The 14,994-nt window shown below is 72.2% G+C and carries 12 protein-coding genes; 8 read left to right on the top strand and 4 right to left on the bottom strand.

Annotated features, from left to right (window positions below; all coding sequences use genetic code 11):
• Positions 1-50 precede the first annotated feature (50 nt).
• A complete protein-coding gene (locus NYZ98_RS19380; RefSeq protein ID WP_262844225.1) occupies positions 51-1,232 on the top strand; it encodes an epoxide hydrolase family protein in 1,182 nt (393 codons plus the stop codon).
• 91 nt (positions 1,233-1,323) lie between these two features.
• Positions 1,324-2,133 (top strand): MBL fold metallo-hydrolase, encoded by an 810-nt coding sequence (locus tag NYZ98_RS19375; RefSeq protein WP_262844224.1) that lies wholly within the window; start codon positions 1,324-1,326, stop codon positions 2,131-2,133.
• 106 nt (positions 2,134-2,239) lie between these two features.
• Here the strand turns inward: NYZ98_RS19375 and NYZ98_RS19370 are convergent, their stop codons facing one another.
• Positions 2,240-3,067, bottom strand: coding sequence for a LysR family transcriptional regulator (locus NYZ98_RS19370; protein ID WP_262844223.1), 828 nt, complete (start codon positions 3,065-3,067; stop codon positions 2,240-2,242).
• A gap of 116 nt (positions 3,068-3,183) precedes the next feature.
• Between NYZ98_RS19370 and NYZ98_RS19365 the strand changes: the two genes are divergently transcribed.
• Complete coding sequence (locus tag NYZ98_RS19365; RefSeq protein WP_262844222.1) at positions 3,184-4,599, top strand: MFS transporter; 1,416 nt, start codon at positions 3,184-3,186, stop codon at positions 4,597-4,599.
• On the opposite strand, the gene NYZ98_RS19360 is transcribed toward NYZ98_RS19365, so the two are convergent.
• On the bottom strand, positions 4,571-5,989 hold the full coding sequence (locus tag NYZ98_RS19360) for an MFS transporter (protein WP_262844221.1): 1,419 nt from the start codon (positions 5,987-5,989) through the stop codon (positions 4,571-4,573). The two genes, NYZ98_RS19365 and NYZ98_RS19360, sit on opposite strands and share 29 nt — an antisense overlap.
• A gap of 81 nt (positions 5,990-6,070) precedes the next feature.
• On the opposite strand from NYZ98_RS19360, the gene NYZ98_RS19355 reads away from it, so the two are divergent.
• Entirely contained in the window at positions 6,071-6,541 is a 471-nt protein-coding gene (locus NYZ98_RS19355; RefSeq protein WP_262844220.1) for a MarR family winged helix-turn-helix transcriptional regulator, read from the top strand.
• A 72-nt stretch (positions 6,542-6,613) separates the two neighbouring features.
• Here the strand turns inward: NYZ98_RS19355 and NYZ98_RS19350 are convergent, their stop codons facing one another.
• Together NYZ98_RS19350 and NYZ98_RS19345 are read right to left on the bottom strand one after the other, a co-directional pair.
• A complete protein-coding gene (locus tag NYZ98_RS19350) occupies positions 6,614-6,793 on the bottom strand; it encodes a hypothetical protein (protein ID WP_262844219.1) in 180 nt (59 codons plus the stop codon).
• 242 nt (positions 6,794-7,035) lie between these two features.
• Positions 7,036-9,240, bottom strand: coding sequence for a beta-galactosidase (locus tag NYZ98_RS19345; RefSeq protein WP_262844218.1), 2,205 nt, complete (start codon positions 9,238-9,240; stop codon positions 7,036-7,038).
• 185 nt (positions 9,241-9,425) lie between these two features.
• Here NYZ98_RS19345 and NYZ98_RS19340 point away from each other — a divergent pair, with 185 nt between their 5' ends.
• The 4 genes from NYZ98_RS19340 (at position 9,426) to NYZ98_RS19325 (ending at position 14,948) form a co-directional block, all read left to right on the top strand.
• The gene (locus NYZ98_RS19340; RefSeq protein WP_262844217.1) at positions 9,426-11,723 is read left to right on the top strand and encodes a TIM-barrel domain-containing protein; all 2,298 of its coding nucleotides are present in this window, start codon (positions 9,426-9,428) and stop codon (positions 11,721-11,723) included.
• 19 nt (positions 11,724-11,742) lie between these two features.
• On the top strand, positions 11,743-13,053 hold the full coding sequence (locus tag NYZ98_RS19335) for an ABC transporter substrate-binding protein (RefSeq protein WP_262844216.1): 1,311 nt from the start codon (positions 11,743-11,745) through the stop codon (positions 13,051-13,053).
• A 69-nt stretch (positions 13,054-13,122) separates the two neighbouring features.
• On the top strand, positions 13,123-14,061 hold the full coding sequence (locus NYZ98_RS19330; RefSeq protein ID WP_262844215.1) for a carbohydrate ABC transporter permease: 939 nt from the start codon (positions 13,123-13,125) through the stop codon (positions 14,059-14,061).
• Positions 14,061-14,948: a carbohydrate ABC transporter permease gene (locus NYZ98_RS19325; RefSeq protein WP_262844252.1), complete on the top strand. Its 888-nt coding sequence runs from the start codon at positions 14,061-14,063 to the stop codon at positions 14,946-14,948. The genes NYZ98_RS19330 and NYZ98_RS19325 overlap by 1 nt, the downstream gene beginning before the upstream one ends.
• Positions 14,949-14,994: the final 46 nt, after the last annotated feature.

Below are 14,994 nucleotides of genomic sequence, written 5' to 3'. Positions count from 1 at the left end.
CGCGCCGAACGCGGAAGGAACCTTTCCGCGATGGCTTCTAGCTTCCCCCCATGAGCGATGACACCAAGATCCGCCCGTTTCGCATTGACATCCCCCAGGACGCGCTCGACGATCTGCGCGACCGGCTGGCCCGCACCCGCTGGCCGGCCGAATTGCCCGGCATCGGGTGGACCCGCGGCGTGCCCGGCGCCTACCTGAGGGAGCTGGCCGGGTACTGGCGGACCGAGTTCGACTGGCGGGCCCAGGAGGCCGCCCTCAACGAGATCCCGCAGTTCACCACCGCCATCGACGGCCAGGACATCCACTTCCTGCACGTCAGGTCGCCCGAGCCGGACGCGCTGCCGTTGGTGCTCACCCATGGGTGGCCGGGCTCGTTCGTCGACTTCCTCAAGGTCATCGGCCCGCTGACCGACCCGGCGGCGCACGGCGGCGACCCGGCGGACGCGTTCCACCTGGTGATCCCCTCGCTGCCCGGCTTCGGGTTCTCCACGATGACCGAGACGGGGTGGGGGAACCTCTTCCGCGTCGCCCAGGCGTTCGCCGAGCTGACGCGCCGCCTCGGATACGAGCGGTACGGCCTCCAGGCGGGTGACGTGGGGGCGGGGGTGGCGGGGATGCTCGGGGCGATCGAGCCAGAACGCGTCGTCGCCGTCCACGTCAACGGCCCCGGGCAGTACCCGTTCGGGCCCCCGGTGGACCCGGACGGCCTCGGCGAGGCCGACCAGGCGCGGGCCGCCCGGTTCAACGAGTTCCAGGCGAGCGGGCTCGGCTATCTCCACCTCCAGGCCACCCGGCCGCAGACCCTCGCGTACTCCCTGAACGACTCGCCCGTGGGGCAGCTCGCGTGGATCACCGAGAAGTACCGGGAGTGGACCGACCCCGCCGCCGAACTGCCCGACGACGCGATCGACCGCGACCAGCTGCTCACCAACGTCAGCGTCTACTGGTTCGCCGGAGCGGGCGCCTCCTCGGCCAACTTCGTGTACGAGGGCATGCGGGCGTTCAGGGAGTTCGTGTCGCGGTCCGGCGGCGAGGACTTTGGGCCGCCGCCGGCGCCCCGGCCGACCGGGTACGCGGTGTTCGCGGCCGACGACGGCATCCGCTCCCTGGTCGACCCGGACGGCACGGCCGAGCACTGGTCGGAGTTCGACCGCGGCGGCCACTTCCCCGCGATGGAGGTCCCCACCCTGTACACCGGCGACGTACGCGCCTTCTTCCGCCGCCACCGCTGAAAGAGGGCCCCGCGCCCGCGCAATACGAGACCGTCGGGGGCCGGGCGGGGATCATTACACTTGGGCCGGGCGGCGTGAGCGGAGGTGGCGGGTGGGCCGGTGGGTGGAGGTCGGTGACCGGGCCTGGGTGCGGCGGCACGCCGAACTGGACCTCTCCCTCGGCCTGGTGGCCGGCGACCGCGCCTGCCTGGTCGTGGACACCGGCGCCGACGAGACGCAGGGCGCGGCGTTCGCGAAGGCCGTGCGGGAGCTGACCGGCCTGCCCTGGTCGGTGGTGGTCACGCACGCGCACTTCGACCACGCCTTCGGCACGGCCGCGTTCGGGCACCGCCCGGTCTTCGGCCATCCCGGCTGCCGGGCCGCGCTGGCCGGCACGGGCGAGGCGCAGAGGGCCACCTGGGCGGAGCACTACCGCAGGGAGGGCAGGCCGGAGGCCGCCGAGCGCATCGCGGCGGCGCGTATCGTGCCGCCCGGCCGGACCGTCACGGGCACCGCCGAGCTCGACCTCGGCGGCCGTCTCGTACGGCTGGTCCATCCTGGGCCGGGGCACACCGATCACGACCTGGTGGTCCACGTCCCCGACAGCGGGCTGGTGTTCGCCGGGGACCTGGTGGAGGAGGGCGCGCCGCCGTCGTTCGGGGACGCCTTCCCGCAGGCGTGGCCGTCCGCGCTCGACCTGGTCCTCGCCCTCGGGGCGCGCACGGTGGTCCCCGGGCACGGCGAGCCGGTGGACGCCGCGTTCGTGACCCGCCAGCGGGCCGAGCTGGCCGAGGTGGCGGCACTGTGCCGGGCGGTCGCCACCGGCGCCCTCCCGCCCGCCGAGGCCCTCGCCCGCTCCCCGTACCCCGAGGACTTCACCACCGAAGCCCTCGCCCGCCCCACCACGACCACCACCACCTGACGGCGCCCACCATGACCACCGCCACCTGACGACGTCCCCCGCGGCCGTTCCGTCGGAAGGCGTCCCGTTCCGTCGTGACCGGTTTCGTCTGGTGGCGGGGTGGGGGTCAGGCGCTCATGGCGTACAGGACGTCGCGGAGGTGGGGTTCGCGGCCGGACTGCCATACCAGGCGGAGCGCGAGCGTCGGGGCCGGGAACGCGAGGTCGACCAGGGCGCCGGAGGCGAGGTCCTCCGCCACGGCGAAGTCCGGCAGCAGGGCCATGCCGAGACCCTGCCGCGCCCACGCCCGTACGGTGCTCACGCCTGAGAACTCCCTGCGCACGGCGTGGTCGCCGAGCACCTGGTCGGCCGCCATCCTGAACGAGCAGGCGCCCTCGGTGACCAGCAGGGTCTCCGTCGAGCCGCCCGGCGCGGCCACCAGCGTCAGCCCGACCTCGCCGACGTCGAGGAACTCCAGCCCGGACGGCGGGTCGAACCCGAGCGAGCCGATCTCGGCGCCCGCGTCCAGGAGCAGCCCGGCGTCCAGGCCGCCGCGCGCCACCTCGTCGAGCAGCCGCCGCCGGGGGAGTGCGTGCACGTCGAGCCCGATGTCGGGCCGCCGGTCCGCCAGCCGCCGGACGATGCCCGGCACGTGGGTCGCCACGAGCGTTTCGAGCGTCCCGACCCGCACGGTCCGGGGGTGCCCCCGCACCGACCCGCGCACGGCGTCCGCGTGGTCGAGCAGGCCGCGCGCCTCGGGCAGGAAGGCGCGGCCGTGCCCGGTGAGCCGCATGCCGGACGGGGTGCGGTCGAACAGCCTGACCCCGAGCGAGTCCTCCAGCCGGCGGATCTGCTCCGACACCGACGCGGGCGCCAGGCCGAGCGAATGGGCGCCCTCGGTGACCGTGCCACACCCGGCGACCGCCACGAACCCCCGCAACTGCCGCAACTCCACGCCCCCGAGCCTACGATCCTCCCGGGCGCGGCGGACCAGGGGCGTTCGGCTTTGCCGAATGGGGGGTGCGGTTCGGCCTGTTGGGTGGGGGCGGTGGAGCGGGGAGAGTTCGCGGCGTGCTTTCACGGACCTTCTCGAACACCCTCACCGGGTCACGGACCTCGCCGAAGACCCTCGTCGGGCTCTCGCTCGCCTACTTCCTCGTCCTGCTCGACACCACCGTCCTGACGGTCGCGCTTCCCGATCTGCGCGCCTCGCTCGGCGGGTCGTTCGCCGGGCAGCAGTGGGCGGTGAACGGATACACCGTCGCGTTCGCCGCGTCCCTGCTGACCAGCGGGGCGGTGTCGGACCGTTACGGCGCGGCCCGCGTCTTCCGCGCCGGGATCGTGGCGTTCGGCGCCGTCTCACTGCTGTGCGCGCTGGCCCCCGGCCTTGGGGTCCTCGTGGTGCTGAGGGCCCTGCTCGGGGTCGCCGGTGCGCTCTGCCTGTCCGGTTCGCTCGGGCTGATCGCCCAGTTGTACCCCGACCCCGCCGGGCGCGCCCGAGCGATGGGCGTGTGGGCGGCGGTCAGCGGGACCGCCCTGGCCGCGGGCCCGCTCGCCGGCGGCCTGCTCACCGGCCTGTACGGCTGGCGCGCGGTCTTCCTGGTCAACCCCCTGCTCGCCGCCGCCGGGGTCCTGGTCACCCGGGGCCTGACCTCGCCGGCGGGGCGCACCCGGATCGACTGGCCGGTCCAGGCCGCCGCCTGCGCGTTCCTGGCCCTGCTCGCCGACGCCGCCACCGAGGTCAGCCTGCCGCCCCTGGTCGCCTCGGCCGTGGTCCTGGCGCTGCTCGTGTGGCGGGAGCGGCGCGGTTCGGCCCCCGCCCTGCCGGGCGGCCTGCTCAGGGCCACCGGGCCGGGCCTCGCCACGGGCGCGGTGGTCAACTTCGCGTTCGCCGGTGCCTTGTTCGTGATCACGCTGCTGCTCCAGGGCGCGGGGCGGCTCACCCCGCTGGAGACGGGGCTCGCCTTCCTCCCGCTGACCGTCCCGATGACCTTCAACGCGCTGGTCACCGGCCGCGTCGTGGCGAGGTTCGGTCCCCGGCCCTCCGTGGCCGCCGGGCTGGTCCTGCTGTTCGCCGGGCTGGTGGCCTCGGGGGCCGCCGTCCGGGCGGCCTCCGGTCTCGGGCCGCTGCTGGTCTGCGGGCTGGCGCTCATGGGGTTCGGGCTGTCGTGCTGCCTGCCCGCGCTGGTGGCCGGGGTGGTGTCGGCGGCGCCTCCTGGCCTGGCCGGTACGGCCGGTGGCGTGCTCAACGCCGTACGGCAGGTGGGCGCGACCCTGGGCGTCGCGGTCATGGGGGTGGTCGCGAAAGGGACGACGGGGGACGGCACGTCGGCCGCGCTCTTCCTGGCCGCCGGCCTGGTCCTGCTCGCGGCGCCGGCGATCGGATGGGCCTTCACGGGCGGCGGGGCCCAAAGGGCTCCAAGGGCCCCAAAGGCTCCTAAGGCTCCTAAGGCGGCGGTCAGGCCCGGCCGAGGCGCCGGTTCATGACGCCGAACGTGGCGGCCGAGACGGCGGCGAGCCCGGCGACGACGGCCGCCAGCGCGAAGCAGGAGAGGTAGCCCTGGACCGAGGGGAACGCGCCGCCGGAGGTGTGGCCGCCGAGCACGGCGCCCACCACAGAACCGGCCACGCTGGCGCCGATCATCCGGACCAGGACGTTGACGCCGCTGGCGACCGAGGTCTTGCCCTGGTCGACGTGCTCGACGGCCATGGTGCCGAGCGCGGCGTACCCGAGGCCGACCCCGGCGCCGAGCAGGGTGGTCATGACGTACGCGTCCGCGTGGCGGGTGTGCGAGACCAGGAACCACACGTCGGCCAGCGCGACCAGCACGGCGCCGACGGTGACGAGCGAGGCGGCGGGGAACCGGCGCATCAGCCGCCCGGCGAACAGCGAGACGACCAGCATCAGCAGGGTCGTGGGAAGCAGGTAGAACCCGACCTGCAGCGTCGAGGCGCCGAAGCCGTACCCCGTGGAGACGGGCGCCTGAACGAACGGGGAGATCGCCGTCATGCTGGAGAACAACGCGAAGCCGAGCAGGAAGGAGGCGATCGTGGCCCCGACGGTTCCGCGGTGGGTCAGCATGGGGATCTCGACCAGCGGATCGGCCGTCCGGCGTTCCACCAGCACCCACGCCACCGACGCGACGGCGAAGACCGCGATCAGGGTGAGCACCTGCCACGAGCCCCACCCCCAGGACCGGCCCTGGCTGATCGCCAGCAGCGACGCGATGAGGGCGATGGTCAGCAGCATCGCCCCGGGCAGGTCGGGCCGGCCCCCGACGGCGGGTACGACGTCCTTGACCAGGACGGCCACCAGTACGGTCGCCACGACGGCCAGGGCGGCGGTCGTCCAGAAGGCCGCGTGGTAGTCGCCCGCCGACAGCCCGGCCAGGATCATGCCGCCCCCACTACCGAACCCCAGTGTCGCGCTGAGCACCCCGATCGCGGTGGGCAGTTCGCGCAGGGGGAGCACGTCGCGGACGACGCCGATGGACAGCGGCACCAGGGCGATCGAGGCGCCCTGCAGGAGCCGCCCGGCGATGAGGACGGGCAGGGAGGACGACACCGCGCTCAGCACCGACCCGGCCGTCAGCAGCACCAGGGCGATCATGATCATGCGGCGGCGGCCGTACATGTCGCCGAACCGCGAGAGCAGCGGAGTGGTGACGGCGCCGACGAGCAGGCTGACGGTCAGGGTCCAGGTCACGGCGGTCACCGAGATGCGCAGATCCGCCTGGAGCCGGGGGAGCAGGGGGACGACGACGCTTTGCTGGAGGGCGGCCGTGGCGGTGGCGAAGGCGAGGGTGCCGACGACGATCCGGTCACGCCGCCGGCTTTCTGGAGGGCGGGTGGCCGGGAGGGCGGCGGTCAGCGGCACGGCATCTCCTTAGGTAACTTAGGTATGTAATTGAGTCGACATGATACATACCTAAGTTAGGTAAGCAAGCGAGGTGGGTCCATGCCCGAGGCTCTTGACGACGTGGTCATGGCGCTCTCGCGTCTCATACGGGCGCTCGGGCGGGCGAGGACGCACGACATGCTGACCCAGGAGGCGGGGGTCCAGATCGAGCGGCCCGCCGAGAAGATCCTCGGCTCGCTGCGCGTGGCGGGGGAGCCCCGGCGGATCGGCGCGATCGCCGACGAGCTCCAGGTCGAGAGCCCTCACGTGACCAGGCACGTCGCGGTCCTGGAACGCCGAGGCTACGTGGAACGGGTCGCCGACCCGCACGACAGGCGCGCGAGCCTGATCCGCCTCACTCCGATCGGTGAGGACGCGGCGGACCGGTGCCGAGGGGTGACCGGCGCCTGGTTCGACGCGGCGCTGCGCAACTGGCCCGAGGAGGACCGCAAGGAGCTGATCCGGCTGGTCCCCAAGCTCGCCGACGACCTCGACGCGCACTTCCAGCGCCTGTACGACCTGCACCACTGATCGGCGTGCCCTCGGAACGGCTCAGGCGTCGGCCCGAGCGGCCGCCACTGATCGGCGGGCCCGCCGGGCGGTTCAGGCGGCGGGCGTCGGGCCCGAGCGGGGGAAGCGGATGACGTTGCGCCCCGCGTACGCCTGCAGGTTGACCACGATGGGCACGGAGGCGTCGTGGGCGGGCTTCCGGCGCCGCCCCGACCGGATGTCGCGCACTTTGTGGCGTGGAACGAACTCCGGTACCGCCGTCAGCCTTTTCATCGAGCCCCCCGGCGTGATGATTTCGTTACGTGAGATGTCTACAGATGAAGGCGTAAGACCCTTGTAAAGATCTAGAACGGGAGCGTGCGACCCGAGGGGGAGCGCAGGTCCAGGGAGAATGCCGTGCCTGTCCGGCGGCCCGCGCGGGGCCGGGCGATCCTGATGCGTCTCATCGCTGTCTCCTCCGGTCGAGGATCGAGTTCCTGAGGAGACTATGGCTCCGGCCGCTTGACGTCCTCTTGTCAGGCGGTTGCACTCCGCGACGCCTCGTCACCGGAACGCCGGGCGGGGCCTGCGGTCGCACCGGCGACGTGGGCGCGGATCACGGCGAAGCCGCCGGGGGCCAGTCGCAGGGCGCCGCCGGTCGGCAGGCCGGTGACCAGGTCCGTGCCGCTGACCGTCACGGTCTGCTCGGCGGCCGTGTGGTTGAGGGCGAACAGCCAGCCCGCCCCCTCCTCGCCGCGCCATACCAGCTCCAGCCCGGCGGGCACAAGCGCGCCGCCACCGGCCAGGCCACCTGCGCCGGGCTCGGCATCGCCGCCCGCCAGAACGTCCGAGGACGGCAGGGCGCCCGTGCGGGACAGGACGGTGGCATAGGCGGCGTCGTCCAGGTGGGTGGACAGGTAGAACGCCTGGCCCGCGCCGTGCCGGTGCCGGGTGACGGCGGGCAGGCCGTCCAGGACGCCTCTCTCGTAGCGCGCGAGCACCGTCGCCCCGAGCGCCTCGACGCGCTCACTCCAGAGCGTCCCCTCCACCAGGCCACGCCCCCCGCCCGTACGCCCGTCGGCCCCCGAACCGGTACCGGTCCCGCTCGCGACGGCGACAGCGGCCGAGTCGGGGACGGCGACGTCCAGAGCGTCGTCCAGCGCGAAGTCCAAAAGGATCGGCGCGGGGGCGTCCAGGGGGAGGAACTCCTCGACGCGGATGCCGAGGAGGTCGCGGAGCGCGCCCGGGTACCCGCCGAGCCGCACCCGCGCGTGCTCGTCGGCGACGCCGCTGAAGAACGAGACGACCAGCGTCCCGCCCCGCTCGACGTACGCGGCGAGGTTCCCGGCGTCGGCGTCGGAGATCAGGTAGAGGCTCGGGACCAGCACCGCCCGGTAGGCGGAGAGGTCGCCGGACGGGCGCGCGAAGTCGGTGGTGACGCCGCCGCGCCACAGCACCCGGTGCGCCTGCCGTACCTCCTCCAGATACGACACCTCGGACGAGGGGAACGCGGGCGCGGACAGCGCCCACCAGCATTCCGGGTCCCACAGGATCGCCACCCCGGCCACGACCCGGGCCTCGCCGGGCACCTCGGCGAGGCGGGGGAGCAGGCGGCCGAGGTCGCGGATCTCGCGGAAGACCCGGCCGCCGGGCCCCGCGTGCGGCACCATCCCGCCGTGCCACAGCTCGGAGCCGCCCCGGGAGGCCCGCCACTGGAAGAACATCGCCCCGCGCGACCCCCGGGCCACGTGCTGGACGCTGTGCAGGGCGATCTCGCCGGGCCGTTTGGGCAGCATCCGGGGGCCGGTGTAGACGATGCCGGCCGCCTGTTCCATCAGCAGCCACGGCCGCCCGCCGGCCCACCCCCTGGCCAGGTCGGCGGCGAACGCGACGTGCTCGGCCGCGTGCTCGCGGTCCGGCGGATAGTGGTCGACGGCGATCAGGTCGACCTCGCCCGCCCATTCCCAGGGGTTCACCGGGACCCAGTCCCCGTAGGCGAGGTTCGTGGTCACCGGCACGCCGGGGGTCAGCTCGCGCAGGATCGCCTTCTGGGCGCGGAAGTGGCCGAGTGTGGCGTCCGACAGGAACCGGCGGAAGTCGAGCGCCTGCGAGGGGTTCGGGAGGTACTGCGTGGCGCGGGGCGGCATGACCTCCTCCCACGCGCCGTAGCCCTGGCCCCAGAACGCGGTGGTCCACGCGTCGTTGAGCGCGTCCAGTGAGCCGTGCCGCGCCCGCAGCCAGGCGCGGAACGCCGCCGCCGCGTGGTCGCAGTGGCACCAGGTGCCGTACTCGTTGTGGACGTGCCACATGGCCAGGGCGGGGTGGTCGCGGTAGCGCTCGGCGAGCGCCCGTACGATCCGCGCCGACGCCTCCTGGTACGCCGGGGCGCACACGCAGTAGGTGTCGCGGCTGCCGTGCGTCAGGCGGGTGCCGTCGGCGGACACGGGCAGCGCGTCGGGGTGGGCGAGGCCGAACCACGGCGGGGGTGAGGCGGTGGGGGTGGCCAGGGCGACCCGGACGCCGCCCGCGTCCAGCAGGCCGAGCACGCGGTCGAGCCGGTCGAAGGTGAGGCGGCCGGGCGCGGGTTCCAGGCTCGCCCAGGAGAAGACGCCGACCGTGACCAGGGTGACCCCGGCCTCGCGCATGAGCGCGACGTCCTCGTGCCAGACCTCCTCCGGCCACTGCTCGGGGTTGTAGTCGCCCCCGTAGCACAGCCCGTCCAGCCCTTCCGGCCATCTCACGCCGCGTTCCCCGCTCGTCCCGCCGGCCCGCCGGGCGGCACGGAATTCGTACGGTAGCCAAACTAAGTAGCGGCCACGGCGATGTCAACGGTACGGCGGCGCGGCCGGGATGGCGTTGACGTTTGTTCGTATAGTCGGCAAACTAATTCGCGAGTCCTTCCCGAGTGCCGTACAGGAGCGCCGCGATGCCGTACCGTCCCCCTCTGATCGCGCACGAGTACTTCAGCGCGGACCCGCCGGAGCTGCCGGTGCGCGCGCAGGGTGAGCAGGGTCTCTCGGCCCTCGCGCGTGCCGAGCTGATGGCCGCCGACGGGCAGGGCGTGACCTTCAAGGGGTCGACCACCGCCGAGGAGGTCCTGGTCGTCCAGGTGACCGTGGCCGGCGAGGGCGTGATCCGCGTGCGGCTGGGCGAGGACCCCGAGGCGCGCACCCGCTCCGCGCGGGTCATCGAGATGGTCCACCCCGGCGAGTACGCCGGCGCGCGGGTGCGTACCGGTGACGCGCTGGTCGTCGTGGACGCGGGCGCCCTGCGCGCGGAGATCACCCTCGATCCGTGGCACCTGCGCTTCACCGACGCCGCCGGCCGCATGCTGACCGAGCAGGACCCGGGCCACGTCGACATCAGCGGCCGGTTGCGCACCCTGCCCTTCGGGCGCTCCCACGCGGGCGGCGTGACAGTGGCCTACCAGGAGAGCCTGGTGGCCCAGCCGGACGAGCACTTCGGCGGTTTCGGCGAGAAGTTCACCCCGCTCGACAAGCGCGGCCAGCGCCCGCTGATGTGGAACTTTGATGCTTTTGGCGCTGAATCCGATCGTTCGTATAAGAACGTTCCATTCTATGTGTCCAGCCGGGGCTACGGTCTGCTGGTGGACAGTGGCATGCCGGTGGAGTTCGACATGTGCCGCTCGACGCACAGTTGCGTCGAGATCGTCGTCCCGGACGACCTGATCGACTACTACGTGATCGCCGGGCCGGACGTGCCCGGGATCCTCGCGCGGTACGACCTGCTCACCGGCGCCCCCGTGCTGCCGCCGAAGTGGGCCTTCGGGAGCTGGATCTCCTCGGGCTTCTTCAAGGACACCCAGGAGCGGGTGCTGGCGCGGGCCAGGAAGATCCGCGACCGGGGCATCCCCTGCGACGTCCTGCACCTGGACTGCTACTGGCAGGTGACCGGCCACTGGTCCGACCTGCGGTGGGACCCCGAGAGCTTCCCCGACCCCGAGGGGATGCTGGCCACGCTCAAGGAGCAGGGCTTCCAGACCTGCCTGTGGATGAACCCCTACATCTCCCACCTCAGCCCGGTCTTCGCCGAGGCGGCGGCCAGCGGGTACCTGCTGCGGGACGCCGCCGGCGCGGCCTACGTCGCCGACTCCTGGCACGGCTCCTACCCCGCCTGCGGGATCGTGGACCTGACCGACCCGGCGGCCGTCGAGTGGTACAAGGGCCTGCTGCGACCCCTGCTCCGCCAGGGCGTCTCGGTCTTCAAGACCGACTTCGCCGAGGGCGTGCCGGTGGACGCGGTGGCCGCCAACGGGATGACCGGCACCGAGCTGCACAACGTGTACTCCCTGCTGTTCAACGACGCGGTCTCCGAGGTGACCCGCGAGGTGAACGGGCACGGCATGGTCTGGGCGCGCTCGTCGTTCCTCGGCGGCCAGCGGCACGCCGCCCAGTGGGGCGGCGACACCTACACCTCCTACGCCGCCATGGGCAGCACCCTGCGGGGCGGGCTGTCGCACGGGCTGTCGGGGATCCCGTTCTGGAGCCACGACGCGGGCGGCTTCACCGGCACCCCGTCCGACGACCTCTACGTGCGGTGGGCGCAGTTCGGCGTGCTGTCGCCGCTCGTGCGCTTCCACGGCACCACCTCGCGCGAGCCGTGGGAGTTCCCCGAGGTGGAGCACCTGGCGGTCGAGGCGATCCGGCTGCGCTACCGGCTCATGCCCTACATCTACTCGGCGGCGGTCGAGGCGGCCCGCACCGGCGCCCCGATGATGCGCGCGCTGTGCGTGGACTTCCCGGACGACCCGGTGGCCTGGCAGGCCGACCTGGAGTACCTCCTCGGGCCCGACCTGCTCGTCGCCCCCATGACCTCGCCCGAGGGGACCCGGCAGGTCTACCTGCCCGCCGGGGAGTGGGTCGACCACTGGACCCACGAGGTCCACACCGGCGGCCGCTACCTCGCGGTCACCAAGCCGCTCGGCCAGATCCCCCTGTTCGTCCGCAAGGGGGCGCTGATCCCGGTGACCGAGGTGGGCGACACGGTCGGCGGCGAACCGTTCGCCGAGGTCACCGTCGTCAGCTACGGCGCCGAGCCCGGAGCGGAGAGCCGGACCACCGTCAGGGACGTGGACGGTGACACGACGGTCACCGCCACCCGGGACGGCGACGTGCTCCACGTCCGCGTCACCGGGCCCAAGCAGATCACCGACGTCGACATCGCTCCCGTCGCCGGCGCCCCTTCCACGGTCGTCATCGACTAGCACCAACTGGAGAAACACCATGTCCAAAAAAGGGATCGCCGCCGCGTTCGTCGCGGCGGCGCTGACACTGGCCGCCTGTGGCTCGTCCGGCTCCCCGGCCCCGAGCGCGGGGGGCGGCTCGCCCGAGGCGAGGACGCTGACCCTCTGGCACTACGAGGGCAAGACCAGCGCGATGGGCGTCGCCTGGGCCGACGCGATCAAGAAGTTCGAGGCGAGCCACCCGAACGTCACGGTGAAGTTCGAGGAGAAAGGCTTCGAGCAGATCCAGAAGACGGCCGGGATGGTGCTCGGGTCCGACCAGGCCCCCGACATCATGGAGTACAACAAGGGCAACGCGACCGCGGGACTGCTGTCCAAGCAGGGGCTGCTCACCGACCTCAGCGAGGAGGCGGCCAAGCGCGGCTGGGACAAGCTGCTCAGCCCCAGCCTGCAGACCACGGCCAGGTACGACGAGCGGGGGGTGATGGGCTCGGGCAAGTGGTTCGGCGTGCCGAACTACGCCGAGTACGTCATGGTCTATTACAACAAGGACGCCTTCGCCAAGCAGGGCATCGAGGTGCCCGCCACCTACGAAGAGTTCACGGCCGCCATGGACAAGTTCGTGAAGGCGGGCGTCACCCCCGTCTCCACCGGCGGCGCCGAGTACCCCGCCCAGCAGATCATGTACCAGCTCGCGCTCAGCAAGGCGCAGCGGCCGTGGGTGGACGCCTACCAGCTCTACAAGGGCAAGGTCGACTTCCACGGGCCCGAGCTGACCTACGGCGCCACCGCCTTCGCCGACTGGGTGAAGAAGGGGTACGTCGCGAAGGACTCGGCCGGGCTGAAGGCCGAGGACATGATCGTCGGGTTCATCTCCGGCAAGTTCCCGGTCCTGGTGTCGGGGAGCTGGCTGTACGGCCGGTTCGGCTCCGACGTCAAGAAGTTCAAGTGGGGGACGTTCCTGTGGCCCGGGAACCAGATGAGCGCCGGATCCAGCGGCAACCTGTGGGTCGTCCCGGAGAAGTCCAAGAACAAGGACCTCGCCTACGACTTCATCGACATCACGATGAGCAAGGACATCCAGAACGAGCTCGGCAACGCGGGCGGCGTCCCGGTCGCGGCCGACCCCGCCGCCATCACCGACGAGAAGAACAAGGAACTGATCGAGAACTTCAACAAGCTCTCCGCGCAGGACGGCCTGGCGTTCTACCCCGACTGGCCCGCCCCCGGCTACTACGACGTGCTGGTGTCCGGCGTCCAGGAGCTCATCAACGGCAGCAAGGCCCCGGACAAGGTCCTGGACGACCTGGCGCAGCCGTACAACGACAACCTCGCCGACATCGGCAACTGACCGCACCATGCGCGTAGAGGAGGGACGGCAGGGGCCACGCCGCGCGGTGTGGCTCCCGCCGGTTCACTGATGGCAGTTCACGCTCCGGCGACGAGGCCGGCGAGGACCCGGGCGCCCGAGCCGGTCCGCCGCTTCCGGAGGAGCCCGGGGTACTGGGTCTACCTGGTACCCAGCGCGGTGCTCCTGTTCGCGGTCGTCATCGTGCCGTTCCTGATGAACATCGGGACGAGCTTCACCAGGTGGAGCGGGGTCGGCACGCCCAGGTGGACCGGGCTCGACAACTACCGTCGGCTGTTCGCCGACGCGACCTTCTGGGCGTCGTTCCAGCACAACGTCGCGCTGATCGTCGCGATGGCGATCCTGCCGACCCTGATCGGCCTGGTGCTCGCGTCCGCGTTGTTCGACTACATCGGCAAGCGGTTCGGCACCCGCACGGCCAGCGCGCTGCGGGCCGCGTACTACCTGCCGCAGGTGCTGCCGGTGGCGGTCGCGGGCGTGGTGTGGGGCTGGATGCTGCACCCCTCCTACGGCGCGCTCAACGAGGCGCTCGAAGCCGTCGGGCTCGGCGCGCTCGCGGAGAACTGGCTCGGCGACCCCGACTTCGCGCTGGCGTCGGTCATGGCGATCATGGTCTGGTTCCAGCTCGGCTACCCGGTCGTCATCTTCATGGCCGGGCTGCAACGGGTCGACCCCGCCCTGTACGAGGCCGCGGAGATCGACGGCGCGTCGTGGTGGCGGCGGTTCTGGCACATCACCGTGCCGCAGATCAGGCCCGAGATCAGCGTGGTGCTGCTGACCTGCACCATCGCCGCGCTCAAGGTCTTCGGCCCGATCTTCGTGCTGACGCGGGGCGGGCCGGGCAAGGCGACGATCGTGCCGTCCTACTTCAGCTACCAGAACTTCTTCGAGAAGGCCAACGTCGGCTACGGCTCGGCCATCGCCACCGTGCTCGCGCTCGTCATCGTGATCGTGACCTTCCTGTTCCTGCGCGTCCAGGAGCGTGCGTGATGACCTCCCTGTCGCTGCGGCGGGAGGAGGCCCGGCGGGCCAGGCGCGCGCGCGGCCACGTGACCGGCCCGGGGCCCGGCCGGTGGGCGGTCCTCGCCGCGCTCGTCGTCCTGGCCGTGGTGATGCTCCTGCCCTTCGCCATCGTCACGCTCAACGCGCTCAAGAGTCCCGCGGAGTACTCCTCCAACGGCCCGCTCAGCCTGCCGCGCGGCTTCTACCTCGACGGCCTGGTGGAGTTCTGGAACCGGGTCGACTTCGGCCGCAAGCTGCTCAACAGCTTCGTGATCAGCGCGTCGGTCGCCGTGCTCGCCGTGGTCCTGTCGGTGCTGAACGCCTACGCCCTCGGCGTCGGCCGGGTGCGGGGCCGGCTGTGGATCCTCGTGGTCTTCCTAATGGCGAACACGCTCCCGCAGGAGGCGCTGGCCTACCCGCTGTACTACCTGTCCAAGGCGACGGGACTCTACGACACCCGGCTCGCGGTGATCATCATCTTCACCGTCGTGCAGAGCGCGTTCGGCACGTACCTGCTGTCGGCCGTGCTGGGCGAGTTCCCGAGGGAGATCATCGAGGCGGCGGCCATGGACGGCGCCGGCCGCTGGCGGGTGCTGTGGCGGATCGTCGTGCCGATCAGCCGCCCCACGCTCAGCGTCATGATGATCTTCTTCTTCATCTGGACCTGGAACGAGTTCTTCCTGCCGTTGATCTTCCTGATCTCCAACGACAACCAGACCGTCCCCGTCTCGCTGGGGGTGCTGCAGGGGGACAAGATGATGGACGCCACCCTGTCCAGCGCGTCGGCCCTGCTCGGCATCGTGCCGGCCGTCGCGTTCTTCCTGATCTTCCAGCGGACGCTGACCCGGGGGGTCACGGTGGGCGCCGTCAAGTGACCCCGCCGGCACCCCCCGACCTCACCTGATCGAACGAGAACCGCGT

Origin of the sequence: Sphaerisporangium corydalis (genome assembly GCF_025506355.1) — a bacterium.
GTDB classification, from domain to species: domain Bacteria; phylum Actinomycetota; class Actinomycetes; order Streptosporangiales; family Streptosporangiaceae; genus Sphaerisporangium; species Sphaerisporangium corydalis.
This window is presented reverse-complemented; position numbering and strand designations above follow the sequence as displayed.

What these genes read in the sequence shown, in the direction of transcription:
- NYZ98_RS19335 (WP_262844216.1), top strand. Translation starts at nt 11,743, where the DNA reads ATGTCCAAAAAAGGGATCGCCGCCGCGTTCGTCGCGGCGGCGCTGACA.
- NYZ98_RS19325 (WP_262844252.1), top strand. Translation starts at nt 14,061, where the DNA reads ATGACCTCCCTGTCGCTGCGGCGGGAGGAGGCCCGGCGGGCCAGGCGC.
- NYZ98_RS19340 (WP_262844217.1), top strand. Translation starts at nt 9,426, where the DNA reads ATGCCGTACCGTCCCCCTCTGATCGCGCACGAGTACTTCAGCGCGGAC.
- NYZ98_RS19350 (WP_262844219.1), bottom strand. Translation starts at nt 6,793, where the DNA reads ATGAAAAGGCTGACGGCGGTACCGGAGTTCGTTCCACGCCACAAAGTG.
- NYZ98_RS19330 (WP_262844215.1), top strand. Translation starts at nt 13,123, where the DNA reads ATGGCAGTTCACGCTCCGGCGACGAGGCCGGCGAGGACCCGGGCGCCC.
- NYZ98_RS19355 (WP_262844220.1), top strand. Translation starts at nt 6,071, where the DNA reads ATGCCCGAGGCTCTTGACGACGTGGTCATGGCGCTCTCGCGTCTCATA.
- NYZ98_RS19380 (WP_262844225.1), top strand. Translation starts at nt 51, where the DNA reads ATGAGCGATGACACCAAGATCCGCCCGTTTCGCATTGACATCCCCCAG.